The organism is Xanthomonas sp. NCPPB 1754 (genome assembly GCF_041475725.2).
Lineage (GTDB): Bacteria > Pseudomonadota > Gammaproteobacteria > Xanthomonadales > Xanthomonadaceae > Xanthomonas > Xanthomonas euvesicatoria.
Map to the genome: position 1 here is coordinate 1216031 of NZ_CM192982.1, position 23742 is coordinate 1239772.

General features: G+C 64.0%; 21 protein-coding genes, 1 tRNA gene and 1 pseudogene. 20 read left to right on the forward strand and 3 right to left on the reverse strand.

Features of this window, described 5'->3' with window-relative positions; translation table 11 throughout:
- Positions 1 to 3 precede the first annotated feature (3 nt).
- Complete coding sequence (locus tag ACCQ15_RS05470) at positions 4 to 957, reverse strand: AAA family ATPase (protein WP_031421433.1); 954 nt, start codon at positions 955 to 957, stop codon at positions 4 to 6.
- Between the two features lie 37 nt (positions 958 to 994).
- Between ACCQ15_RS05470 and ACCQ15_RS05475 the strand changes: the two genes are divergently transcribed.
- Complete coding sequence (locus ACCQ15_RS05475) at positions 995 to 2833, forward strand: glycosyltransferase family 39 protein (RefSeq protein WP_372381291.1); 1839 nt, start codon at positions 995 to 997, stop codon at positions 2831 to 2833.
- 112 nt (positions 2834 to 2945) lie between these two features.
- Positions 2946 to 4301, forward strand: coding sequence for a hypothetical protein (locus ACCQ15_RS05480; RefSeq protein ID WP_372381292.1), 1356 nt, complete (start codon positions 2946 to 2948; stop codon positions 4299 to 4301).
- A gap of 113 nt (positions 4302 to 4414) precedes the next feature.
- On the opposite strand, the gene ACCQ15_RS05485 is transcribed toward ACCQ15_RS05480, so the two are convergent.
- A complete protein-coding gene (locus tag ACCQ15_RS05485) occupies positions 4415 to 4990 on the reverse strand; it encodes a Maf family protein (RefSeq protein WP_372381293.1) in 576 nt (191 codons plus the stop codon).
- A gap of 111 nt (positions 4991 to 5101) precedes the next feature.
- Between ACCQ15_RS05485 and ACCQ15_RS05490 the strand changes: the two genes are divergently transcribed.
- The 15 genes and pseudogenes from ACCQ15_RS05490 (at position 5102) to ACCQ15_RS05560 (ending at position 16910) form a co-directional block, all read left to right on the forward strand.
- Positions 5102 to 5611 carry a YceD family protein gene (locus ACCQ15_RS05490; protein ID WP_218507928.1) on the forward strand — a complete coding sequence of 170 codons (510 nt, stop codon included), beginning with the start codon at positions 5102 to 5104 and terminating at the stop codon, positions 5609 to 5611.
- Positions 5612 to 5708: 97 nt separating this feature from the next.
- Positions 5709 to 5903: a 50S ribosomal protein L32 gene (gene rpmF, locus ACCQ15_RS05495; protein WP_003483870.1), complete on the forward strand. Its 195-nt coding sequence runs from the start codon at positions 5709 to 5711 to the stop codon at positions 5901 to 5903.
- A 90-nt stretch (positions 5904 to 5993) separates the two neighbouring features.
- On the forward strand, positions 5994 to 6971 hold the full coding sequence (locus tag ACCQ15_RS05500; protein ID WP_372381294.1) for a beta-ketoacyl-ACP synthase III: 978 nt from the start codon (positions 5994 to 5996) through the stop codon (positions 6969 to 6971).
- 247 nt (positions 6972 to 7218) lie between these two features.
- On the forward strand, positions 7219 to 7659 hold the full coding sequence (locus ACCQ15_RS05505) for an MEKHLA domain-containing protein (protein ID WP_277569213.1): 441 nt from the start codon (positions 7219 to 7221) through the stop codon (positions 7657 to 7659).
- A 289-nt stretch (positions 7660 to 7948) separates the two neighbouring features.
- A complete protein-coding gene (gene fabD, locus ACCQ15_RS05510; protein WP_136733044.1) occupies positions 7949 to 8893 on the forward strand; it encodes an ACP S-malonyltransferase in 945 nt (314 codons plus the stop codon).
- Positions 8894 to 8976: 83 nt separating this feature from the next.
- Positions 8977 to 9720, forward strand: coding sequence for a 3-oxoacyl-ACP reductase FabG (gene fabG / locus ACCQ15_RS05515; RefSeq protein ID WP_008571604.1), 744 nt, complete (start codon positions 8977 to 8979; stop codon positions 9718 to 9720).
- Positions 9721 to 9924: 204 nt separating this feature from the next.
- Positions 9925 to 10164, forward strand: coding sequence for an acyl carrier protein (gene acpP / locus ACCQ15_RS05520; protein ID WP_002814322.1), 240 nt, complete (start codon positions 9925 to 9927; stop codon positions 10162 to 10164).
- 141 nt (positions 10165 to 10305) lie between these two features.
- The gene (fabF, locus tag ACCQ15_RS05525; protein WP_011346636.1) at positions 10306 to 11541 is read left to right on the forward strand and encodes a beta-ketoacyl-ACP synthase II; all 1236 of its coding nucleotides are present in this window, start codon (positions 10306 to 10308) and stop codon (positions 11539 to 11541) included.
- Positions 11542 to 11706: 165 nt separating this feature from the next.
- Positions 11707 to 13062, forward strand: a complete 1356-nt coding sequence (locus ACCQ15_RS05530; RefSeq protein ID WP_011346637.1) for an aminodeoxychorismate synthase component I — start codon at positions 11707 to 11709, stop codon at positions 13060 to 13062.
- A gap of 60 nt (positions 13063 to 13122) precedes the next feature.
- Positions 13123 to 14196: an endolytic transglycosylase MltG gene (gene mltG, locus ACCQ15_RS05535; protein WP_039416293.1), complete on the forward strand. Its 1074-nt coding sequence runs from the start codon at positions 13123 to 13125 to the stop codon at positions 14194 to 14196.
- A complete protein-coding gene (locus ACCQ15_RS05540) occupies positions 14193 to 15152 on the forward strand; it encodes a DNA polymerase III subunit delta' (RefSeq protein ID WP_372381295.1) in 960 nt (319 codons plus the stop codon). The genes mltG and ACCQ15_RS05540 overlap by 4 nt, the downstream gene beginning before the upstream one ends.
- A complete protein-coding gene (locus ACCQ15_RS05545; RefSeq protein ID WP_003483889.1) occupies positions 15149 to 15502 on the forward strand; it encodes a PilZ domain-containing protein in 354 nt (117 codons plus the stop codon). Before ACCQ15_RS05540 ends, ACCQ15_RS05545 begins: the two co-directional genes overlap by 4 nt.
- A gap of 164 nt (positions 15503 to 15666) precedes the next feature.
- Positions 15667 to 15741 (forward strand) — tRNA-Val (locus ACCQ15_RS05550).
- A 77-nt stretch (positions 15742 to 15818) separates the two neighbouring features.
- A pseudogene (locus ACCQ15_RS05555) lies at positions 15819 to 16380 on the forward strand (hypothetical protein).
- 203 nt (positions 16381 to 16583) lie between these two features.
- Positions 16584 to 16910, forward strand: coding sequence for a hypothetical protein (locus ACCQ15_RS05560; RefSeq protein ID WP_008571594.1), 327 nt, complete (start codon positions 16584 to 16586; stop codon positions 16908 to 16910).
- Positions 16911 to 17106: 196 nt separating this feature from the next.
- Here ACCQ15_RS05560 and prpR read toward each other — a convergent pair whose 3' ends face one another.
- Complete coding sequence (gene prpR / locus ACCQ15_RS05565) at positions 17107 to 18726, reverse strand: propionate catabolism operon regulatory protein PrpR (protein ID WP_218555765.1); 1620 nt, start codon at positions 18724 to 18726, stop codon at positions 17107 to 17109.
- Between the two features lie 127 nt (positions 18727 to 18853).
- On the opposite strand from prpR, the gene prpB reads away from it, so the two are divergent.
- The 3 genes from prpB (at position 18854) to acnD (ending at position 23733) form a co-directional block, all read left to right on the forward strand.
- Positions 18854 to 19750 (forward strand): methylisocitrate lyase, encoded by an 897-nt coding sequence (gene prpB, locus ACCQ15_RS05570; protein WP_046935143.1) that lies wholly within the window; start codon positions 18854 to 18856, stop codon positions 19748 to 19750.
- 74 nt (positions 19751 to 19824) lie between these two features.
- A complete protein-coding gene (prpC, locus tag ACCQ15_RS05575) occupies positions 19825 to 20979 on the forward strand; it encodes a bifunctional 2-methylcitrate synthase/citrate synthase (protein ID WP_008571591.1) in 1155 nt (384 codons plus the stop codon).
- A 159-nt stretch (positions 20980 to 21138) separates the two neighbouring features.
- On the forward strand, positions 21139 to 23733 hold the full coding sequence (gene acnD / locus ACCQ15_RS05580; RefSeq protein ID WP_372381296.1) for a Fe/S-dependent 2-methylisocitrate dehydratase AcnD: 2595 nt from the start codon (positions 21139 to 21141) through the stop codon (positions 23731 to 23733).
- Positions 23734 to 23742 lie beyond the last annotated feature (9 nt).

The following is a 23742-nucleotide window of genomic DNA, read 5'->3' on the forward strand; positions in this document are numbered from 1 at the left end:
AGGTCAGTCCACCGGCACGCTGTGCAGCAGCGCCTTGGCCAGTGCCGGCCCGGACGACGATTCGGCTTCCGGCACCAGCCGGTGCCCAGCCACGGCCACAAACAGCGCCTGCACGTCTTCGGGCAGCACGTGCTCGCGCCCAAGCAGCAGTGCGTAGGCCTTGGCCGCGCGCAGCAAGGCGATCCCGGCGCGTGGCGACAGGCCCACGCGCACCCCGGCATGCTGGCGGCTACGCAGCAACAGGGCCTGCACATAGCCGATCAGCGCATCGCTGGCATGGATCTGGTTGACCACACCGCGCAGCGCGACCACGTCGGCGTCGCTCAGTTGCGGGGCGGCCTGGGCAATCAGTTCGCGCCGATCCGTACCCGACAGCAGCGCACGCTCGGCATCGGCGCTGGGGTAGCCCAGGCTCAGCCGCAGCAGAAAACGGTCCAGCTGCGAATCGGGCAGCGGAAAGGTGCCGGACAGATCGACCGGGTTCTGCGTGGCAATCACGAAAAACGGCTCCGGCAATGCATGCGTCACGCCATCCAGGGTCACCTGCTGCTCGGCCATTGCTTCCAGCAGCGCGCTCTGCGTACGCGGCGGGGCCCGGTTGATTTCGTCGGCCAGCAGCACGTTGGTGAACACCGGTCCGGGATGGAACTGGAACTGCCGCGAGGCGGCGTCGTAAACGGACACGCCCAGCACATCGGCCGGCAGCAGGTCGGAGGTGAACTGCACGCGCTGGAAGCCCAGCCCCAGGCTGGAGGCCATCGCGTGGGCGAGCGTGGTCTTGCCCAGGCCGGGCAGGTCCTCGATCAATAAATGTCCTCCGGACAGCAAGGCCACGAATGCCAGCCGCACTTCCTGCGCCTTGCCCAGCAGCAGCGAATTGACCTGGTCTTGCGCGCGCCGCAGCGATTGGCGCAGCGCATCGGTTAGCATTTCCGTGGAACGCAGCGGTGTCGACATCACAATTCCGTAGGTGAAAAGAAGAGTGCACAGGGCAATGCAGGGGGACCAACGCGCACATCGCACCTTCGTGATCCTGTGGACACTGGCGACAGCCGTCAAGCTGTTGATCGCCGCACGCTTGCCGCTCTTCGTTGACGAGGCCTTCTACTGGCAGGAAGGCCAGCATCTGGCGGCGGCGTATTCGGATCTGCCGGGCATGACCGCCTGGCTGGCGCGACTGGGCGTGGAGCTGGGCGGACATCATCTGCTGGCGCTGCGGCTGCCGTTTCTGGCCATTTTCGCGCTGATTCCCTGGTTGATCGCGCATATCGCCACACGCTGGTTCGGCTCCACGCTGGGGTGGCAAGCTGGCAGCCTGACCTTGCTGATGCCGCTGTCTGCAACGCTGGGCATTCTGGCCGTGCCGGATGTGCCGATGGCGTTGGCGGCGGTGCTGTGCATGGATGCCGGGGCGCGCTTGTTGCGCGAGGTCGATGCCACCAGCGCGCTGGAGCTCGCCATCGGCCTGGTCATCGGCGCGCTCAGCCACTACCGCTTTGTCGGGGTGATCGGGGTGGGCTGCATCGCATTGCTGTGCATCCCGCAGGGGCGTGCGGTATTGCGCGACCCACGCATCTGGATGGCACTGACCGTCGGCGCGGTGAGCTGGCTGCCGCTGCTGTTCTGGAATACCGACCACGACGATGCCGGGTTGCGTTTTCAATTGGTCGACCGGCACCCGTGGCGGTTCCAGATCGGCGGGCTGTGGTTTGTGCTGATCCAGACGGTGGCGGTGACGCCGCTACTGGCCTGGGCGATGGTCAAGGTCGGTCTGGCCGGCACCCGCAGCGGCGGCGGCTCGCGCGCGCAGTGGCGCTATTTCGGTTTGCTCGGCGGCATTTCGACCGTGGCGATCTTCGTGCTGGGCTTCTTCAGCGATGCCGAGCGGATCAGCTTCCACTGGCCATTGCCCGGCTACCTGGCGTTGCTGGTGGCGGTGCCGGTGATCCTGATGCGCTGGCCGCATCCGCTGCGCCGCGCGGCGTGGCTCATCGCACTGCTGGGCATGCTTGGCGCATACGGCTACTACCTGGCGGTGTCGGTGCCGTCGATCCGCGCGCATGCCGCTGGCGAAAAGTACTACCCGCGCAACTTCGCCGGCTGGAACGATCTGGCCCATGCGGTCAAATCCCGATTGGCGCAGATGCCGCCAGGCACACGCGTGTTGGCAGAAAATTTCAAGGTTGGCGCCGAGCTCGGCTTCCAATTGCACGACGCCAAGATCGAGGTGCTGCCTGCCACGTTGAACGACAAGCACGGGCGCAGCGCGCAGCTGCAGCAGTGGGGCCTGCTCAGCGATGGCACGCGCACCGGACCACGGCTGCTGGTGCTCTCACCCAGCGATCAGCGCTATCGCGAGCTGTTGAAGCGCTACCACGCCATCTGCGACATGGTCGGCCCGCTGCCGCCGCCCACCGTGGTGTCCACCGATCACGGCTATCAGCGCTTTCTGCTGTTCGCACTGCCTGCGCAACGCCAGCCGGGCCCGTGCGTGGCCCCGGCGATGGCCTGGATCGATGCGCCGCTGCCGAAGGTCTCGGTGTCCGGCAAGTTTGAGGTGCGCGGCTGGGCCTTCAAGGATGGCGTCGGGCTGGCGAATGTCGAGCTGCTGCTCGACGGTCGCCCGGTCGCGCAGGCTAGGTACGGCACGCCGCTCGATGTGCGCCCATACTGGAAAATCTCCAACGATCCACAGCACCCCAACGTCGGCTTCACCGCCACGCTCGACACCCACGCCTTGCCGTCCGGCACGCATTGGTTGGGGCTACGCCTGCACGGCCGCGACGGCAGCGTGGAAGATTGGTGGGAGCAACACCTTGTTGTAGGTCGGTGACATTCTGCCCAATGCGTTCCAGTCCTAGCGCGGAGTTAGTAGCTTTTTCAGCAGTTGTTACCGCTACGATCTCTGTCCTCGCTGCCTAGGGATTTTCCAAGGAAAAATACAGGTGAATGATTATAATTCGATAAATCAGGTCGCGAATGTGTCGCCGCATTCTGAAGGTTTACGTTCTGGTTTTAGCATGCGCCAGTTAACTTGGTGGGTATTCTTTTGTGCATTTGGAATATTGACATGGCTGACTTTTAGGTGGCGAATTCCAATTTTGCTTTGGGATCACCTTGATATAGTGCCTATCTATCAGGCATGGCAAGACGGACATTTCGGAAATTCGGATTTTTGGAAAGTGCATGATGGTAGTCATTTGCATACTGCAGCCTACGCAATTTTATTGTTGACTACCTGGTTATCGGAAGGGCAAACCTGGCTAGATTGTTTGGTGAGTTCGCTTATTCTGGCTGTATGTAGCTTCTTTATTGTTCGAATGGCGCTGCGCGATTTTGGTGCGCGTCTGAGTGTTGGTTGGATGTATGGATTTGTTTTACTTGCGCTATACCCTGGGCATCTCATTAATCTGCAGTGGGGCTGGCAGGTTGCCGTATTTGTCAGTCTTCTGGGGGTCGTTGCGCCTGTCTATCTTTTGACTAATGGAGTCATAAGCTGGCCTGCGAATTTTGGCGCTGTGGCATGTGCGACGGTAGGCGTGTTGGGTTTCTCTACTGCCCTTGCAGTTTTTCCTGTTGCAATATGGTTGTTAATTAGGCATGTGGGTTTTCCGGTAGGCCGGCGTCTGACAATGTGCCTGCCCTGGTTGATCTCAGTGATGTGGCTTGTCATGCTGTTGCATGATGGGCATGCGGGTGAGTTTGCAGCGAATCCGGGAGTTTTTGTTATATCTCGTTACGTTTTGAATTATTTGGGAAGTGGTGTGATGCACTTCTCTAACGAGTTGGCGCCTTTTTTCGCCGTTCTCGCAATAATGTTGACGCTTTGGGCGGTGGTGCGTGTGCGATTGCGAGCGAACCTAGTTCCCTGGCTGAGTCTTATGGTGGTTGCAACGGGCTTCGCAATCATGACGGCATGGGGGCGTGCTGCACTTTTCGGTCCTGAGCACGGCTTCATGCCGCGCTATGCTAGTTTTTCTATTTTATTCTGGATTGGTTGGCTTGGGGTGATGCTTGCTGCTTTCCGCGATGAATCGCAGTGGAGATGGGTGAGGCCGCTATTGTTGTTTTGCCTTTGTGCTGCTGCGTTTAATGGGCTTCATCTTGCAAAGAAATCCATGAAAGTGGCAGAGCGCTCGCGGCAAATTGCTGTTCAGGTGAGGCGTGAATATCCTAAAATAGACCAGAAAGTGTTGCTAGAGGCTTATGACTGGCGCGCCAAATTTGCAGAGGATCGTCTGCGCACTTGGTATTCGTATGGATACGCGCCTTTTGAAGAGGCGACGCCTAGCAACCGGTGAGTTCAGGTTTGCAAGTGCTATTGTCGATCGCTTGTTCAACGAGGCCAAGCAGCGTCCAGCACTTGGTTTAGGGCGTGTTGGTTGGTTAGGGAACCGACAAGTCGCTGCGCATCTCAGGGAATTTGAAGCCCTGCCTGCCGTAACAAGCGCGCCAGTGCGATCAGCGGCAGGCCCACCAGGGCGGTGGGGTCCTGCGAGCGGATCGCGTCGAACAGGCTGATGCCGAGGCCTTCGCATTTGAAGCTGCCGGCGCAATCAAGGGCCGGTTCGGCGTCCAGGTAGCGTTCGATCTCGGCGGACGTCAGCGCGCGGAGCTGCACCTCGGTCAGGTCCAGCGCGTGCAGCTGGCGCTCCGGGCGGACCAGGCTGACGGCGGTATGGAAGCGCACGGTGTGGCCAGACATGGCAGTCAGCTGCATTCGGGCCCGCTCGCGCGTGCCGGGTTTGCCCAGCGGCTGACCGTCCAGGTCGGCGACCTGATCCGAGCCGATCACCCAGGCGGCGGGGAAGCGGGCTGCCACCGCGGCGGCTTTTTCCGCGGCCAGGCGGCTGGCCAGTGCGCTCGAGGATTCGCCCGGCTGCGCCTGCTCGTCGACCTCCGGCCGGACGGTGTCGAAGTCGAGCTGCAGACGGCCGAGCAGCTCGCGCCGATAGACAGAGGTGGACGCAAGGATCAGGCGTGGCATCATGGCGCGCTACCGGGGTGGTCACGGGAGTCTGCCGTCCTGCGGCCCATGCGGCAATCGCATGAATGGGGTCATTTGACAGGGCTGCCGCGGGTCTTTAACATTCTGCGGCTTATGTCCGCGAACGTGCCCGAAATGCTGGATGCTTGGCGGATGGTCGCAGCGCGCAGGCGCTTCGATGGCCGCATCCCGCTATTTGCGATGACCCGCCTGCAGGGAAGCCTTGTCGATACCGATGGCGAATGTGTCTATTCGCTTCAATTCGATCAAGACCATCTGCTCAAGGTCGCCTATGTCGAACTCAGTATCGATGTGGAGCTTCCGCTGGCCTGCCAGCGCAGCCTGCAACGCTTCCTGTATCCGGTGCAAATCAGACAGCGTCTTGGTTTGATCCGTGACGAGGCCGACGAAGCTGCATTGCCGGCCGAGTACGAAGCGTTGCTGGTACCGGAAGATGGCATGCTGCGGGCCGTCGACATGGTCGAGGACGAACTGGTGCTGTCGGTGCCGGTAGTGCCGGTGGCGCCGGGCAGCGAAGCGATCGACGCCGAATGGGTTCCGACCCAGGAAGAGCAGGACAAGGCCAGTCCGTTCGCGGCGCTGGCAGCGTTGAAGAAACAGTAACCGCCGCTGTTAAGGGCGGTAAGACAGGTCGACGCGGGCGTAGAGCGTGCTGTTCGACTCAACAGACAAGTTATCGAACTAAAGTTGGAGCAATCCCATGGCTGTGCAGAAATCCCGTGTCACCCCGTCCCGTCGCGGCCAGCGTCGTTCGCACGATGCCCTGACCGCCAAGCAGCTGTCGACCGACCCGACCAGCGGCGAGATCCATCTGCGCCACCACATCACCGCCGACGGTTACTACCGTGGCAAGAAGGTGATCGCGACCAAGTCGTCGGCCGTCCAAGAAGATTGATCCGTGGCGCCCGCCGCGTTCGACGCGGCCGGGTGACTCTCGCTTCTTCAGGAGCCGCCGGTCACCGCGGCTCTTGCAACAGGGAACAGTATGAGCAAGCGGATCTATTCCAGAATCGCGGGCACGGGTAGCTATTTGCCCGAAAAGGTGTTGACCAACGACGACATGTCGAAGATCGTCGACACCAGCGATGAATGGATCTTCTCGCGCACTGGCATCCGTGAACGTCACATCGTTGCCGACGACCAGACCACCAGCGATCTGGCGTATTTCGCCTCGCTGAAGGCGATGGAAGCGGCCGGTGTGACCGCCGAGGAGATCGATCTGATCGTCATCGGCACCACCACCCCGGACCTGATCTTTCCGTCGACCGCCTGCTTGTTGCAGGCCCGGCTGGGTAATGTCGGTTGCGGTGCGATGGACATCAACGCTGCCTGCTCGGGTTTTGTCTACGCGCTCAGCGTGGCCGACAAGTTCGTGCGCAGTGGCGACGCCAAGACCGTGCTGGTGGTGGGCGCAGAAACCCTGACCCGCATCGTCGACTGGACCGATCGCACCACCTGCGTGCTGTTCGGCGATGGTGCCGGCGCGGTGATCCTCAAGGCCGACGAAGAAACCGGCATCCTCAGCACCCATTTGCACGCCGATGGCAGCAAGAAAGAACTGCTGTGGGACCCGGTTGGGGTCTCGGTGGGCTTCGGCGAAGGCAAGAATGGCGGCGGCGCGTTGCTGATGAAGGGCAACGACGTCTTCAAGTATGCGGTCAAGGCGCTGGACTCGGTGGTCGATGAGACCCTGGCGGCCAATGGCTTCGACAAGCACGACCTGGATTGGCTGATTCCGCATCAGGCCAACCTGCGCATCATCGAAGCCACCGCCAAGCGGCTGGAGCTGCCGATGGATCAGGTGGTCGTCACCGTGGATCGCCATGGCAATACGTCGTCTGCGTCGGTGCCGCTGGCGCTGGACGAGGCGGTGCGCTCCGGTCGCGTGCAGCGCGGCCAGTTGCTGTTGCTGGAAGCCTTCGGCGGCGGGTTTACCTGGGGCTCGGCGCTGCTGCGCTACTGACGTTTCTGCGTCCTGCGCCGAGCAGGTGCGCACGTCCACTCACGCGGATGCGTGCATGGCGGGACACTCGTCTTTCCTTGCGATGGTGGCAATCTTGCCGCCTGGTGCCTGTGTAGGTTTCCGGAGCGCTTGAATTCCGTGAAGGGTAGCGCCCGGTTTTAGGTCACGTGAGTGGCTTGATTCGCTGGATGCGACCCGTCTGCGGGCCGGGGCGTCGGACAGGCCGGCCGGCAAGTAAAGTCTGCGCATGCACCCCGCCCACGACCCCGTTTTCGTCGCCTTGCTCACTGGCAGTTACCAGCGGTTTGCAGGCCGCCCGCTGGTCGCAGATCGACAGATCGAGCCCGATTGGCTGTATCGCGATGCGCCGTTCGCCCTGCTTGCGCACGATATCGCGGCAGATCCGCGGTTTGTCTATGCGAACCAGGCGGCGCAGCGCGTATTCGGCTACAGCTGGGGCGAGTTCGTCGGCATGCCATCGCGGCTATCGGCAGAATTGCCGGAACGCGCGGAACGTCAGCGTTTGCTCGATGCGGTCACCCGCGATGGCGTCGTCAGGGACTACGCAGGTGTGCGGATCGCGAAGGATGGTTCCCGCTTCCGGATCGCCGACGGTGTGGTCTGGCAACTCGTCGATGAGGACGGGATGCTGCGTGGACAAGCGGCAACATTCCCATTGCCAGGGTAGACGAGGCGCAGGTGGCAGCACCGGGTGCGCCTGGCCCTTCACTTCCTCGCCCGCCGGCCTTGCGGGCGTTGGCCGCGCCGCCTTTGCCGGCAGCGCTTTCACCATCGAAACCCGAATAGCGGCGCGTCAGCGCGACGGTTGCCGTTGCGCGCGCCCGGCCCGACCAGGCCCGGTGTGCGGTTTCGCGACGTCGCGACACGTTCGCGGAGCCTTCTGCATACGCGGCAGTACAGACGCCGGAGCGATTTCGCACGTATGATCCCGGCTCGATTTTTGTAGGCAGCAACGCGTGACCGAATCCACTCTCGCCTTCGTGTTTCCCGGCCAGGGCTCGCAGTCCTTAGGCATGCTGGCCGAACTGGCCGAACTGCACCCGCAGATTCGTGAAACGTTCGCCGAAGCCTCCGAGGGCGCCGGCGTCGACTTGTGGGCATTGTCCCAGGGCGGCCCGGAAGAAATGCTCAATCGCACCGAATACACCCAGCCCGCCTTGTTGGCTGCGGGCGTGGCGGTGTGGCGTCTGTGGACTGCCCAGCGCGGGCAGCGCCCGGTGCTGCTGGCGGGACACAGCCTGGGCGAATACACCGCGCTGGTCGCGGCTGGCGCCCTGTCGTTGCACGATGGTGCGCATCTGGTGCGGTTGCGCGGCCAGTTCATGCAGGCTGCGGCACCGGCGGGCGTTGGCGCGATGGCTGCGGTGCTGGGCGCCGAAGACGCCGTGGTGCAGGAGGTCTGTGACCAGGCGTCCGGTAGCGACGTGGTGGTGCCGGCCAACTTCAATTCGCCCGGTCAGATCGTGATCGGCGGCCACGCTGCGGCGGTGGATCGCGCGTTGGCGCTGCTGGCCGAGCGCGGCGTGCGCAAGGCGGTCAAGCTGGCAGTGAGCGTGCCCTCGCATACCCCGCTGATGCGCGATGCCGCCAATCAGCTTGGCGAGGCGATGGCCGGGCTGACCTGGCACGCCCCGCAGATTCCGGTGGTGCAGAACGTGGACGCGCGCGTGCATGAGGGCAACACGGCCATCCGCCAGGCCTTGGTGGAGCAGCTCTACCTGCCGGTGCAATGGACCGGCTGCGTGCAGGCGCTCGCAAGCCGGGGCATCACCCGCATTGCCGAATGCGGCCCGGGCAAGGTGTTGAGCGGGCTGATCAAGCGTATCGACAAGAGCCTGGACGCGCGGCCGCTGGCAACGCCTGCCGACTATGCCGGCGCACTCGACGCGTGGGCGCACTGATCCAACGCCGCTGCCGGTCGTGCCGGCATCCCTCGACGTTCGCGGCCACGGTTGCGGCGTCCCCCCATCGAGGAACAGCAATCATGAGCAAGCCCCTGCAGGGCGAAATCGCCCTCGTCACCGGCGCCAGTCGCGGCATCGGTGCGGCTATTGCCGACACCCTGGCCGCCCAGGGCGCCACGGTCATCGGCACCGCCACCTCGGCCTCCGGCGCCGCGGCGATCGGCGAGCGTCTGGCCGCCCACGGCGGACACGGCCGTGAGTTGAACGTCACCGACGCGACTGCAGTCGATGGCCTGATCGATGCCATCGGCAAGGAATTCGGCGCCATCTCGATCCTGGTCAACAACGCCGGCATCACCCGCGACAATCTGTTGATGCGGATGAAGGACGACGACTGGCAGGCGATCATCGACACCAACCTGACCAGCGTGTTCCGCACCTCCAAGGCGGTCATGCGCGGCATGATGAAGGCGCGCAAGGGCCGCATCATCAATATCGCCTCGGTGGTGGGCGTGACCGGTAATCCTGGCCAGACCAACTATGCCGCCGCCAAGGCCGGCATCATCGCGTTCTCCAAATCGCTGGCCAAGGAAATCGGCTCGCGCGGGGTGACCGTGAATGTGGTGGCGCCCGGTTTCATCGATACCGACATGACCAAGGCGCTGCCGGACGAGGCCAGGACCGCCTTGCTGCAGCAGATTGCGCTGGGCCATCTGGGCGAGCCGGAAGACATCGCCAATGCGGTGGCGTTTTTGGCCGGCCCGACGGCCCGCTACATCACCGGTGAGACCCTGCACGTCAACGGTGGCATGTACATGCCGTAAGCGTGCGGCGCCGGGAGGCGCTAAGTGGCTGATCGGCCGGGAGTTGTGATGCAATGCAAGGCCCGGTCGCTTCCACTACACTATCCAACGCGGCCATCGCAGCGGCGATGGCGTTTTGTGAGTCCCTCACAGGAGCACCGCACATCCGTGTGCGGGGATCCTAAAACTCGAACCACCACTACTCCAGCTGGAGCGATATCCCCAATGAGCACCATCGAAGAACGCGTCAAGAAAATCGTCGTCGAACAACTCGGCGTCAAGGAAGAGGAAGTCACCACCAGCGCATCGTTCGTCGATGATCTGGGTGCCGACTCGCTGGACACCGTCGAGCTGGTGATGGCGCTGGAAGAAGAGTTCGAGTGCGAGATCCCGGACGAAGAGGCCGAGAAGATCACCTCGGTGCAGCAGGCGATCGACTACGTCAAGGCTCACGTCAAGAGCTGATGCGTTGTTCCTGATCGTGGCGGCGTGCATCAAGCCGCTGCCGCATCAGACATTCCATGGGGCCGCTGATGCGGCCCTGTGTTTTTCAAGTGTCACCCGCAAACCCCAAGCACCGTCCGTTCCGTGGTGAGGAGATCTGCAATGAGTCGTCGTGTTGTCGTTACCGGCATGGGCATGGTGTCGCCGCTGGGCAATGATCTGGCCACCAGCTGGGATGGAATCGTCCACGGCCGCTCGGGCATTGGCCCGATCACGCAGATCGATGCCTCGCAGTTCACCACCAAGATCGCCGGTGAAATCAAGAATTTCGACCCCACGCTTTTTGTGTCCGCCAAGGACGTCAAGAAGATGGATTCGTTCATCCACTACGGTGTCGGCGCCTCGTTCATGGCGCTGGACGATTCCGGCCTGGAAATCGACGAAAGCAATGCCGAACGCGTGGGCGCCATTCTCGGCTCCGGCATCGGCGGGCTGCTCGGCATCGAAGAGCAGACCATCAAATTCCATGAGGGCGGCGCGCGCAAGATTTCGCCGTTCTATGTGCCCAGCACCATCATCAACATGCTGCCCGGCCAGGTGAGCCTGATCAAAGGCCTGAAAGGCCCGACGTTCTCGGCAGTATCGGCCTGTGCCACGTCCAACCACTCGATCGGTACCGCGATGCGCATGATCCAGCACGGCGATGCCGATGTGATGCTGGCTGGCGGTGCCGAGCGCGGTTCGTCGCCCAGTTCGGTGGGCGGCTTTTGCGCCATGAAGGCGATGTCCACCCGTAACGACGACCCGACCGGCGCTTCGCGGCCGTGGGACAAGCAGCGCGATGGCTTCGTGCTGGGCGACGGTGCCGGCGTGCTGGTGCTGGAAGAGTACGAACACGCCAAGGCGCGTGGCGCACGCATCTATGCCGAGCTGGTGGGCTTTGGCGCCAGTTCCGATGCGTTCCACATGACCGCTCCCAGCGAAGACGGCGAGGGCGCGGCGCGCAGCATGGCGGCAGCGATGCGCGATGCCAAGCTCAACCCCGAGCAGATCGGCTACCTCAACGCGCACGGCACCTCCACGCCGCTGGGCGACCTGGCCGAAACGATGGCGATGAAGCGCGCCCTGGGCGATCACGCCTACAAGACCATGGTGAGCTCGACCAAGTCGATGACCGGGCATCTGCTCGGCGCGGCCGGCGGTGTGGAAGCGATTTTCTCGGTGATGGCGCTGCACACCGGCATCATCCCGCCGACCATCAACCTGGAAGAGCCAAGCGAAGGCTGCGACCTGGATTACGTGCCGAACGTGGCGCGCGAGGTACAGGTGGATGCGGTGATGTCCAACGGCTTCGGCTTTGGCGGCACCAACGGCACGCTGGTGTTCAAGCGCGTTTGACCCTGCATATCGGTCGCGTGGCCGTCATCGGCGCGCGACCTGCCTGGCTGCCGCATGCACTGCCGGCTTGCGGGTTGATGTTCACTCCTGCGATCACCCTTTGATTCACTCCTCGCGCGCTGCGTACGGCAGCGGCGCGTCTGTATCCCACGCCATGCCGGACCGATGACGCTTACCCGATCACTGCACGCGGACATCGACCTGCTGGCGCTGCATCGGCTGTCACCGCAACGCTATCCGGCCCTGCTGGAATCCAGCGCTTCCGGCACCGAGCACGGTCGCTGGGATGTGCTGTTGCTGGCAGAGGGGCCATGCCTGCGGCTGGATCCGGACGGATGCACGCGCGATGGCGCTGGGCAAGTGCTGGAGGGCGGCTTTCTGGCGGCGCTGGATGCCGCCTGGCAGGCCGAGCGGGTGCCGCACGCGCCTGCAAGCCCCTGGCCGTTTCGCGGCGGTTGGGCGGTGCTGCTGGATTACGAACTGGCCGCGCAGGTCGAACCGATTCTGCAACTGCCGACGCGCGCCGATGGCTTGCCCACTGCGCTGGCCTTGCGCGCGCCGGCAGCGGTGCTGCGCGATCGCCTGCACGGGCACTGCGTGGCGCTGGCAGAGCCGGGCCGCGAGGAGTTGTTGCAGCAGATCGGCGAGGACATTGCTGCCTGCGCCGCACTGCCGCCGCTGCCTGCCTGGGCCGGGCCGCTTGCCGTGGACGAAGATGCTCCCGAGCGTTTCACCGCGGCGGTGGAGCGCGTGCTCGATTACCTGCGCGCCGGCGATGTGTTCCAGGCCAATATCTCGCGCGCGTGGCACGCGGCATTCGCTGCGGTGGTCGATCCGGCCGCGTTGCATGCGCGCCTGCGTGCGGCCAATCCGGCGCCGTTCGCCGGCCTGTTCGTGGCGGCCGGGCGTGCAGTGGCCAGTTCCTCGCCCGAGCGGCTGGTGTCGGTACAGGGCGATGTGGTGCAGACGCGCCCGATCGCCGGCACCCGCGCGCGGTTTGCCGGCGACGACGATGCCGCACGTATCCGTGAGCTGGTCGGGCATCCGAAAGAGCGCGCCGAGCACGTGATGCTGATCGATCTGGAACGCAACGACCTGGGCCGCCTCTGCGCGCCGGGCACCGTGGAGGTGGACGAGTTGATGTGCGTGGAGAGCTATGCCCATGTGCATCACATCGTCAGCAACGTGCGCGGGCGCCTGCGTGCCGGAGTGACGCCCGGTGAGGTGATTGCCGCGGTGTTCCCCGGCGGCACCATTACCGGTTGCCCGAAGGTGCGCTGCATGCAGGTCATCGCCGAGCTCGAACAGACCGCGCGTGGGGCCTATACCGGCGCATTCGGCTGGCTCAATCGCGACGGCGACATGGATCTGAATATCCTGATCCGCACGGCCGAGGTGGCCGGTCACCAGGTGCGGTTCCGCACCGGGGCCGGGATCGTGGTGGATTCGGATCCGCAGCGCGAGCTGGACGAAACCCGCGCCAAGGCACGGGGCGTATTGCGCGCGATCGAGCAGACATGAGCGCTTCAACGGGACATCACCGGCGCGCGGTATCCTGCGCGGCGCAGGGGCAATGACGAGGTGGGTGTGGCGGTGACTGGCAAACGCGGATGTCTGGCCGTGCTGGGCACGGCATTGCTGCTTGCAGCGCTGCTGGCGATTGCCGCCGTGGTGGCGTGGCGGCATTACCTGCACTTCGCCGATACCCCCGTGCCTGCGAGCGCGCCCAGCGTGGTGATTGCGCCCGGCGATTCGCTCAAGGCCACATTGCGCAAACTGCGCGCTGCCGGCCTGGTGCAGGGCGCCGAGCTGGAGTGGCAGCTGCTGGCGCGCCAGGTCGATGCGGCCGGCAAGCTCAAGGTGGGCGAATACGCGCTGTCGCCAGCGCTGTCGCCGCGGGAACTGCTGACGCGCATGCGCCAGGGACGGGTGATCCAGTACCGCTTCACGATCGTGGAAGGCTGGAATTTCCGTCAGCTGCGCGCCGCACTGGCGACCGCCACGCCGCTGCAACATTCCATCAATGCGCTGGACGATGCGGCACTGATGGCCCGCCTGGGATTTGCCAAGCAGCATCCGGAAGGGCGCTTCCTGCCGGAAACCTATGTCTACCAGCGTGGCGACAGCGACATCGATGTACTCAAGCGCGCGCATGCGGCCATGGACAAGGCATTGGCACAGGCCTGGGAGCAGCGCGCCCCGAACCTGCCGCTTGCCTCGCCGGAGCAGGCATTGACCCTGGCCTCGATCATCGAAAAGGAAACGGCGCTGGCCTCCGAGCGCCCGCTCATTGCCGGGGTGTTCCTGCGCCGCTTGCAGCTGGGCATGAAGCTGCAGACCGACCCCACCGTGATCTACGGCATCGGCAGCAGCTACGACGGCAATATCCGTCGCCGCGACCTGACCACCGATACGCCGTACAACACCTATACCCGCACCGGCCTGACGCCGACGCCGATCGCCATGCCGGGGCGCGAGGCGCTGCTGGCGGCGGTGCGGCCGGCGCCCGGCGAGGCGCTGTATTTCGTGGCGGTGGGCGATGGCACCGGCGCGCACGCGTTTTCGGCCACGTTGGCCGAACATAACGCAGCGGTGGCGCGCTATCTGCAGCGCCGCCGCCTGCCGAGTACGCCGCAGACGGAGACCACGCCATGACCGCCGCATTTTCGCCCTGGCAGCAGCGCGCCTTCGACCAGACCGTGGCTGCGCTGGATGCGGGGCGGCTTGGACATGGGCTGCTGATCTGCGGCCCGGAAGGATTGGGCAAGCGTGCCGTCGCCCTGGCCCTGGCCGAGCACGTCCTGGCCGCCTCGCCCGACCCGACGCTGGTGCAGCGCACGCGCCAGCTGATTGCCGCCGGTACCCATCCGGACCTGCAACTGGTCTCGTTCATTCCCAATCGCACCGGCGACAAACTGCGTACCGAGATCATCATCGAGCAGGTGCGCGAGATTTCGCAGAAGCTCGCGCTGACCCCGCAGTACGGCATCGCCCAGGTGGTGATCGTCGACCCGGCCGATGCGATCAATCGCTCGGCCTGCAATGCCTTGCTCAAGACCCTGGAAGAACCGTCGCCGGGTCGCTACCTGTGGTTGATCAGCGCGCAACCGGCGCGTCTGCCGGCGACCATCCGCAGCCGTTGCCAGCGCCTGGAATTCAAGCTGCCGCCTGCGCACGAGGCACTGGCCTGGCTGCTGTCGCAAGGCGTGAGCGAGCGCGCCGCGCAGGAAGCGCTGGACGCCGCGCGCGGCCACCCCGGCCTGGCCGCGCAGTGGTTGCGCGAAGACGGCCTAGCCGTGCGGCGTGCGGTCGCGCAGGATCTGGAGCAGATCGCCAGTGGACGCGCCGGCGCAGTCGATGTCGCGCAGCGCTGGACCAACGACGGCCAGGCCGACCAGCGCCTGCGCCATGCCGCCGATCTGGCATTGGCACAAGCATCGGCCGGCTTGACCGATCCATCGCGGTTGCACAAGCTGGCGACCTGGTTCGACGCTGCCAACCGCACCCGCGATCTGCTGCGCACCACCGTCCGCGCCGACCTGGCAGTGACGGAATTATTGCTGTCCTGGCGCGAGGGAGAGCGCCAGCCACGTTCTAGGGGAACTCGATGAGTGCAATGAATGCACGCCAAGGCATTTTGTCGCTGGCGTTGAAAGACAAGCCAGCGCTTTACAGCGCCTACATGCCGTTCGTGAAAGGCGGCGGCATCTTCGTGCCCACGCCCAAGCGCTACATGCTGGGCGACGAAGTCTTCCTGCTGCTGACCCTGCCGGACTCCAGCGAGCGCTTGCCGGTCGCCGGCAAGGTCATCTGGACGACGCCTGCCGGCGCGCAGGGCAACCGCGCCGCCGGCATCGGCGTGCAGTTCCCCGACGGCCCGGAAGGCGAGGCGGTACGCAACAAGATCGAGACGCTGCTGGCCGGATTGACCACCTCGGACAAGCCGACGCATACGATGTAAGCGCCAGGGGCACGGCAAGACGCCAGTGAGGCTCGCGGTGAAGCTGCTAGGTCATCGCGGCAGACCTGTGCGATGAAGGTGCGATCTGGCTGGCGTGAAAGAGGGCAGGTAAACAGTTGTTGACGACCGCCGCCGCTGCCCTATAATGTGCGGCTCGCGTCACCGGGCGGTTAGCTCAGCGGTAGAGCATTGCCTTCACACGGCAAGGGTCACAGGTTCGAACCCTGTACCGCCCACCATGAATTCAGAGTCAAACAAAAACCGGCGAAAGCCGGTTTTTTCGTAGTTGCAGGGCATCAGCCACAGGCTTGGTGATATGACTACGCGGCAGTCACCTTTCGATGCAGCGATACAGGCAGTCACCGCCGCCAACTCGGCGGTATGGCATGCGATCGCTGGCTTCCGCTACATGCGGGAGGCGGTGGATGCAGGGGTCCCCTTTGAGCTCATTCTCGACGGCGACGACATTGCCACCGAGCCATTCCCAGTCCTGGCGTGAACTGGACCTTTAAGGTCTACCCGGAGCAGTGGCGCGAGCGTGCGCAGGAAGTGGTTCGATATACCGCGCGTCAAGCAATCGTCGACATCTCTGATGCCATGTGAAGGTATGCGCATCAGGCCCCAAGCGGAGCTATCAAAGTGAGCCCGCCGTTGTCTTGCTGCGCGCCTTGCGCAACGCATATGCCCATCGTAGGGACGACTGGAATTTCGGGAATGCAAAGTTGCCGCTTCGGTGGCGGCAGCTGGATCTTGTTGCTGGAATGCAGGGTCTGACAGTCAGCGAGATGATTTTTCTCAATGAACAACTGTTACTCATCAACGACGCGATCCATCTGCTCGATCCCGACAGCGCTTTGACGACACAGATTCATCGTTGAACCGGGCGCTGCACAGTTTGCTTGGCCTATCGACTGCCAGAGCAACTGGCTCCGGTGCTGGTATCACCATGCTTAATTGAGAACGGCGTTCGGCACTATTGGCGACAGACGCTGCATTTAAGCACTTTTCGCTAAGGCCGGTGCCTTGCGAGCTCGACAGGGACTTGCCATCCTTCAAGGCCCCGGATCGAGATGGAGTGGCGATGAAGACGCTGCTTGGAAGTGCGCTGGTTGCGACATTGCTGTTGGCCGGGTGCGCGCGCGACGTTGGCGAGCAGTACGTGGGCAAGTGGGTCAACGTGAAGTCGGAAAAGAATGTGCTGAGCATCGAGCACAATGGCGAGAGTTTCATCATTCGCGACACCCAGCCGGAGCTGTTCGGCAATGGCGTCAAGACCCGCAACCATCCGGCGCTGCTGACCAAGGGCGTGCTGCAGGTGTCCAACGGGGTCGGCACGGTCAACTACGCGATCGATGAGGCGACCGGCAAGTTGAGCACGGGCGATACCGAGTACACGCGGGTCAAGTGACGGCGAGACGCTTTTCAAAGGCATGCGATGAAGGCGCGCGGCGTTTGCGGTCGGCGAGTTGATCGTTTCACCAGATCGCTGCCTCGTGTCGTTCTGAGTGCGCCCATATCGCGATCAGCGTGGCTCGGGCATTCATGCGCCGAGCGTGCATGCCATTCATGTGTGGCCTGGTCAGCCGCGCGAGTTCGCGCTTGCCTTATGCACGCGATGCCACCGCCTGCGCCTGCATCCAGCGCCACAGCGTGGTGCGCGAGACGCCGAGCGCTTGCGCGGCAAGGGCGCGGTTGCCGTTGGCGCGGTCGAGCGCTGCGCGGACTGCGGTGGCAGTGAGCTGCAGGCGAGAGGTTGCCAAATCGGCAAGCTCACGCGGTGCTTCGTGGTTGCCGAAATGCGTATCGAATAATTCCGGCGCCCAGCGTTCGAGTTGCTCCAGGCTGAGGCTGTCGTGCGGTTGGGATTTCCAGTGAATGCACAGGCGTTCGACCAGATTGCGCAGTTCGCGCACGTTGCCGGGCCAGGTGTGCTGTTGCAGGCGTTGCAATGCCGCTGGCGATAACGGCGATGCGATGCTGCCGAGTTGCTGGAAATAATGCGCAAGCAACAACGCAATGTCGTTGCGGCGATTGCGCAACGGAGGCAGTGCGATGCGCAGCGCGGCAAGACGATAGAACAGGTCGCGGCGGAAGCGGCCTTGTTCGACCAACTGCTGCAGGTCCTGCAGGCTGGCGGCGACCACGCGCACGTCGATCGCAACGGGCACCGTTGCGCCGACACGCACTACTTCACGTTCTTCCAGGACGCGCAGTAGCCGGGTCTGCAACGGCACGGGCAATTCGCCGATTTCGTCGAGGAACAGCGTGCCGTCCTGCGCGGCTTCGATCAGGCCGGTGTGGCCGCCGCGACGTGCACCGGTGAAGGCGCCGTCGCTGTAGCCGAACAGTTCCGCCTCCAGCAACGATTCGCTGATGGCGCCACAGTTGATCGCCACGAAACGGCCGCGGCGACGACTGCCGGCATGCAGTTGTCTTGCGACCAGTTCCTTGCCGGTGCCGGTGTCCCCGCTGATCAACACGGTGCCGGTATGCGGTGCGTAGAGCTGCACCAGCTCGCGCACGCGCCGCATTGCGCCGTCTTCGCCCAGCAGGGCGTCGGCGCGTCGTGCGCGGCGCGGGGCGGCACGGCCGGCGACGCGATCGATGCCTGGAGCGGTGCCCAGCGTGATGGCCTGCTCCAGCGCATGACGCACCGAATCGGCCGAATACAGCAGCACGCCAGGCAGCCCGGCCTGCTCGGCGAAGTCGATCGCCATGCCGGTGCCGACAATGACCTGGATGCCGCTGGCGCGCAGATCGGCGATGCAGTCGCGTGCGTCTTCGGCGGTGACGAAACGGCGGTGTTCGATCTCCAGATCGAAGCTGTGTTGAAACGCGCGGAACGACGGCACATCGGTGGCGTGGGTGACCACGCCGATGCGTGGCGCAATGCGGCGCGCACGCGCCAGCGCTTCCATCAGATCGAACCCGGTGGCCTGGATGGGCGCCAAGGGCAGCGCGAGCCGGCTGCGCAGGTACGCCGCATTGGATCCGCCGGCCACCAGCGCGTCGCAGCGCTCGCGGCGCAGGCGCTGGCCGATGACCTCGACCGCTTCGGCAAAGCCGAGGTTGATCTGCTCGATGCGCGCGCGCTGGTCGAACTCGGGGATGACATCGGCCAGCAGGCCGGTCAGGCGCGAGACGCTGACGGTCCAGATGATGGGCAAGGAGGCGTCTGCGGTTTCCGAAGGGGCAGGCGGGCGCATGACGGTGTCGCGTTTCAATGATGTTTCATAGTGAATCAGACGTTGCACTTTTGCAACAATTGGCGCGTGGGGTTGCCATCAAATCAACGACTTGTACTTGGCATGGTGCTTGCGCCTGCACGGTGATCCCATCCAAGGAACCGCCATGACGTCCTCGTCCACTCCCTCTGCTGGCATGCGCTTTCGCGCCGCACTGGCTGCCGAATCGCCGCTGCAGGTGATCGGCGCGATCAATGCCAACCATGCGCTGCTGGCCCAGCGCGCCGGCTATCGGGCCCTCTACCTGTCCGGCGGCGGCGTGGCGGCCGGGTCCTTGGGGTTGCCGGACCTGGGCATCAATACGCTGGAAGACGTATTGATCGACGTGCGCCGCATCACCGACGTGTGCGAGCTGCCGCTGCTGGTGGACGTTGACACCGGCTTCGGGCCGAGCGCGTTCAATATCGAGCGCACCATCAAGTCGCTGATCAAGGCCGGCGCGGGCGGTTGCCATATCGAAGACCAGGTGGGCGCCAAGCGCTGCGGTCACCGGCCGGGCAAGGAGATCGTGAGCCAGGGCGAGATGGTGGATCGGGTCAAGGCCGCGGCCGATGCCAAGACCGATGCGGCGTTCTTCCTGATTGCGCGCACCGATGCAATCCAGATGGAAGGCGTGGATGCGGCGATCGAACGTGCCATCGCCTGCGTGGAAGCGGGTGCGGACGGCATCTTCGCCGAAGCTGCCTACGACCTGGACACCTATAAGCGCTTCGTCGATGCGGTAGGCGTGCCGGTGCTGGCCAACATTACCGAGTTCGGCAAGACCCCGTTGTTTACGCGCGACCAGCTGGCGCAGGCTGGCGTGGCGATCCAGCTGTTTCCGCTGTCGGCATTTCGCGCAGCCAACAAGGCGGCCGAGGCGGTCTATGCCGCGATTCGGCGCGACGGTCATCAGCAGGGCGTGCTGGACAGCATGCAGACGCGCGAAGAGCTGTACGAGCGCATCGGCTATCACGATTACGAGCAGCGTCTGGATGCGTTGTTTGCGCGCAAAGGCGCATGATTGCGCGCTGCTGATCATCTCATTGCCACCTCGCACGCCATACCGCGACACCACACAGTTTGGGAGCTCATCGCATGAACGACACTGCTATTGCTGGTTTCAAGCCGAAAAAGTCCGTTGCCCTGTCCGGCACTGCCGCCGGTAACACGGCCCTGTGCACGGTGGGGCGCAGCGGTAACGATCTGCATTACCGCGGTTACGACATTCTCGATCTGGCCACCACCAGCGAGTTCGAAGAAATCGCGTACCTGCTGGTGCACGGCAAGCTGCCCAACAGCGGCGAGCTGCGCGGTTACAAAGCCAAGCTGCGCTCGCTGCGCGGTGTGCCGGCAGCGGTGAAAACTGCGCTGGAACAGTTGCCGCCGTCGGCGCATCCGATGGATGTGATGCGCACCGGCGTGTCGGTGCTGGGCTGCCTGCAGCCGGAAAAAGACGACCATAACCACCCGGGTGCGCGCGACATCGCCGACAAACTGATGGCCTCACTCGGTTCGATGCTGCTGTACTGGTATCACTACAGCCACAACGGCAAGCGCATCGAGGTGGAGACCGACGACGATTCCATCGGCGGCCATTTCCTGCACCTGCTGCACGGCTTTGCCCCCAAGGATTCGTGGGTGCGCGCGATGCATACCAGCCTGATCCTGTATGCCGAGCACGAATTCAATGCATCTACCTTTGCGAGCCGCGTGATTGCCGGGACCGGCAGCGATATGTACAGCGCCATCGCTGGTGGCATCGGTGCGCTGCGTGGCCCCAAGCATGGCGGCGCCAACGAAGTGGCGTTCGAAGTGCAGAAGCGCTACGACACCCCGGACGAAGCAGAAGCCGATATCAAGGCGCGGGTGGAACGCAAGGAAGTGGTGATTGGCTTTGGACATCCGGTGTACACGGTGTCGGACCCGCGCAACAAGGTGATCAAGGAGGTGGCGCGCGAGCTGTCCGATGAGCAGGGCAGCCGCAAGATGTACGACATCGCCGAGCGTTTGGAGAGCGTGATGTGGGACATCAAGAAGATGTTCCCGAACCTGGATTGGTTCAGTGCGGTGAGCTACCACATGATGGGCGTGCCGACGGCGATGTTCACTCCCTTGTTCGTGCTGGCGCGCACAGCCGGCTGGAGCGCGCACATCATCGAGCAGCGCATGGACGGCAAGATCATTCGCCCCTCGGCCAATTACACCGGGCCGGAAGATCAGGTGTTCGTGCCGCTGGATCAGCGCAGCTGAGGACGCTTTGCGCAGCCGCTGATTTCTGGGCTTCGGTCGCCTTCCATGAAGGCGATCGGACCTCGCAAGCCAGGTCAGCAGCAAGACCTGCAAACCTCTGCAACGCCAAGTCCGATTCCCGATTCCCGATTCCCCCCGCCCGCTTCGATATCGCCAGCCATGAATAGCCAGTACCGCAAGCCCTTGCCGGGCACCTCGTTGGATTACTTCGATGCACGCGCCGCCGTCGATGCGCTGCAGCCCGGTGCGTATGCAACCTTGCCATACACCGCACGCGTGCATGCCGAGAACCTGGTGCGGCGGGCAGAGCCACAACTGCTGGAGGCGTACCTGCGGCAATTGATCGAGCGCAAGCGCGATCTGGATTTCCCGTGGTTTCCGGCACGGGTGGTGTGTCACGACATCCTGGGCCAGACCGCACTGGTGGATCTTGCGGGCTTGCGCGATGCCATTGCCGAGCAGGGCGGCGACCCGGCGCAGGTCAATCCGGTGGTGCCGGTGCAGTTGATCGTGGATCACTCGCTGGCGGTGGAATACGCCGGCTTCGACAAGCAGGCGTTCGCCAAGAATCGCAGCGTGGAAGATCGTCGTAATGCCGATCGCTTCCACTTCATCGAATGGACCAAGCGTGCGTTCGAGAACATGGAAGTCATTCCGCCGGGGAACGGGATCATGCACCAGATCAATCTGGAGAAAATGTCGCCGGTGATCTACACGCTGGACGGGGTGGCGTTTCCGGATACGTGCGTGGGCACCGACAGCCATACGCCGCACGTGGATGCGCTGGGCGTGATCGCGGTTGGCGTTGGCGGGTTGGAAGCGGAAAACGTGATGCTGGGGCGCGCCTCGTGGATGCGCCTGCCGGACATCGTCGGCGTGGAACTGACCGGCCGGCCGGCGCCGGGCATCACCGCCACCGACATCGTGCTGGCATTGACCGAATTCCTGCGCGCGCAGCGCGTGGTCGGCGCGTATCTCGAGTTTTATGGCGATGGTGCACGCGCACTGACCATCGGCGACCGCGCGACCATTTCCAACATGACACCGGAATTCGGTGCGACGGCGGCGATGTTCTACATCGACCAGCAAACCATCGATTACCTGCGCTTGACCGGTCGCGACGATGCGCAAGTCGCGTTGGTGGAGACCTATGCGCGGCATACCGGCCTATGGGCAGACGATCTGGCCACCGCGCAGTACGAGCGCGTGCTGCAGTTCGATCTGGCCAGCGTGGTACGCAACATGGCCGGGCCATCCAATCCGCACAAACGCGTGGCCACTACCGAGCTGGCGGATCGTGGGATTGCCGGTGCGTGGGAGCAGGTGCCGGGGCAGATGCCTGATGGCGCAGTGATCATCGCAGCGATCACCTCGTGCACCAATACCTCCAACCCGCGCAATGTCATCGCTGCCGGCTTGCTGGCGCGCAACGCCAATGCACGCGGATTGACCCGCAAGCCGTGGGTGAAGAGCTCGCTGGCGCCGGGGTCCAAGGCCGTGCAGCTGTACCTGGAAGAGGCCGGTTTACTGGGCGAGCTGGAGCAGTTGGGCTTCGGCATCGTGGCGTTTGCCTGCACCACCTGCAATGGCATGAGCGGGGCGCTGGATCCTGCGATCCAGCAGGAAATCATCGATCGCGATCTGTATGCCACGGCGGTGCTTTCGGGCAACCGCAATTTCGATGGGCGCATCCATCCGTATGCCAAGCAGGCGTTCCTCGCCTCGCCGCCGCTGGTGATTGCCTACGCCATTGCCGGCACGGTGCGCTTCGATATCGAGAAGGATGTGTTGGGCATCGACGCCGCCGGCGTGCCGGTCACGCTCAAGGACCTGTGGCCGAGCGATGCCGAGATCGACGCGGTGGTGGCGCGCAGCGTCAAGCCGGAACACTTCCGCAGCGTATACGACCCGATGTTCAAGCGCAGCGTGGGGCAGGGGGGCAGCGTGAACCCGCTGTACGACTGGCGCCCGACCAGTACGTATATTCGGCGTCCGCCGTATTGGGAAGGCGCGTTGGCCGGTGCGCGCACGCTACGCGGCATGCGCCCGTTGGCCGTGCTGGGCGACAACATCACCACCGACCACTTGTCGCCGTCGAACGCGATCATGGCCGGCAGTGCGGCCGGGCAATACCTGGCGCAGATGGGCGTGCCGGAGGAGGACTTCAATTCCTACGCCACCCATCGCGGCGACCATCTCACCGCACAGCGCGCCACGTTCGCCAACCCCAAATTGATCAACGAAATGGCGGTGGTCGATGGGCAGGTCAAGGCCGGCTCGCTGGCGCGGCTGGAGCCGGAAGGCCAGGTGCTGCGCATGTGGGAGGCGATCGAAACCTACATGACGCGCAAGCAGCCGCTGATCGTCATCGCTGGCGCCGATTACGGGCAGGGGTCTTCGCGCGACTGGGCGGCCAAGGGCGTGCGGCTGGCCGGTGTGGAAGTGATCGTCGCCGAAGGCTTCGAGCGGATTCACCGCACCAACCTGATCGGCATGGGCGTGCTGCCGCTGGAGTTCAAACCGGGCACCGATCGCAAGACCTTGGGCATCGATGGCAGCGAAACCTTCGACGTGGTGGGTGAGCGCACGCCCGGCGCCACGCTGACGTTGTCGATCCACCGGCGCAATGGCGAGCAACTGCAGGTGCCGGTGACTTGCCGCCTGGATACTGCAGAGGAAGTGTCGATTTACGAAGCCGGTGGCGTCTTGCAGCGGTTTGCGCAGGATTTTCTTGAGGCAAACAAGGCCGCATAGGGCAGCACC

Coding starts and splice junctions, on each gene's coding strand:
- ACCQ15_RS05470 (WP_031421433.1), bottom strand. CDS start 957: ATGTCGACACCGCTGCGTTCCACGGAAATGCTAACCGATGCGCTGCGC.
- ACCQ15_RS05475 (WP_372381291.1), top strand. CDS start 995: ATGCAGGGGGACCAACGCGCACATCGCACCTTCGTGATCCTGTGGACA.
- ACCQ15_RS05485 (WP_372381293.1), bottom strand. CDS start 4,990: ATGATGCCACGCCTGATCCTTGCGTCCACCTCTGTCTATCGGCGCGAG.
- ACCQ15_RS05490 (WP_218507928.1), top strand. CDS start 5,102: ATGTCCGCGAACGTGCCCGAAATGCTGGATGCTTGGCGGATGGTCGCA.
- rpmF (WP_003483870.1), top strand. CDS start 5,709: ATGGCTGTGCAGAAATCCCGTGTCACCCCGTCCCGTCGCGGCCAGCGT.
- ACCQ15_RS05500 (WP_372381294.1), top strand. CDS start 5,994: ATGAGCAAGCGGATCTATTCCAGAATCGCGGGCACGGGTAGCTATTTG.
- ACCQ15_RS05505 (WP_277569213.1), top strand. CDS start 7,219: ATGCACCCCGCCCACGACCCCGTTTTCGTCGCCTTGCTCACTGGCAGT.
- fabG (WP_008571604.1), top strand. CDS start 8,977: ATGAGCAAGCCCCTGCAGGGCGAAATCGCCCTCGTCACCGGCGCCAGT.
- acpP (WP_002814322.1), top strand. CDS start 9,925: ATGAGCACCATCGAAGAACGCGTCAAGAAAATCGTCGTCGAACAACTC.
- fabF (WP_011346636.1), top strand. CDS start 10,306: ATGAGTCGTCGTGTTGTCGTTACCGGCATGGGCATGGTGTCGCCGCTG.
- ACCQ15_RS05530 (WP_011346637.1), top strand. CDS start 11,707: ATGACGCTTACCCGATCACTGCACGCGGACATCGACCTGCTGGCGCTG.
- ACCQ15_RS05540 (WP_372381295.1), top strand. CDS start 14,193: ATGACCGCCGCATTTTCGCCCTGGCAGCAGCGCGCCTTCGACCAGACC.
- ACCQ15_RS05545 (WP_003483889.1), top strand. CDS start 15,149: ATGAGTGCAATGAATGCACGCCAAGGCATTTTGTCGCTGGCGTTGAAA.
- ACCQ15_RS05560 (WP_008571594.1), top strand. CDS start 16,584: ATGAAGACGCTGCTTGGAAGTGCGCTGGTTGCGACATTGCTGTTGGCC.
- prpB (WP_046935143.1), top strand. CDS start 18,854: ATGACGTCCTCGTCCACTCCCTCTGCTGGCATGCGCTTTCGCGCCGCA.
- prpC (WP_008571591.1), top strand. CDS start 19,825: ATGAACGACACTGCTATTGCTGGTTTCAAGCCGAAAAAGTCCGTTGCC.
- acnD (WP_372381296.1), top strand. CDS start 21,139: ATGAATAGCCAGTACCGCAAGCCCTTGCCGGGCACCTCGTTGGATTAC.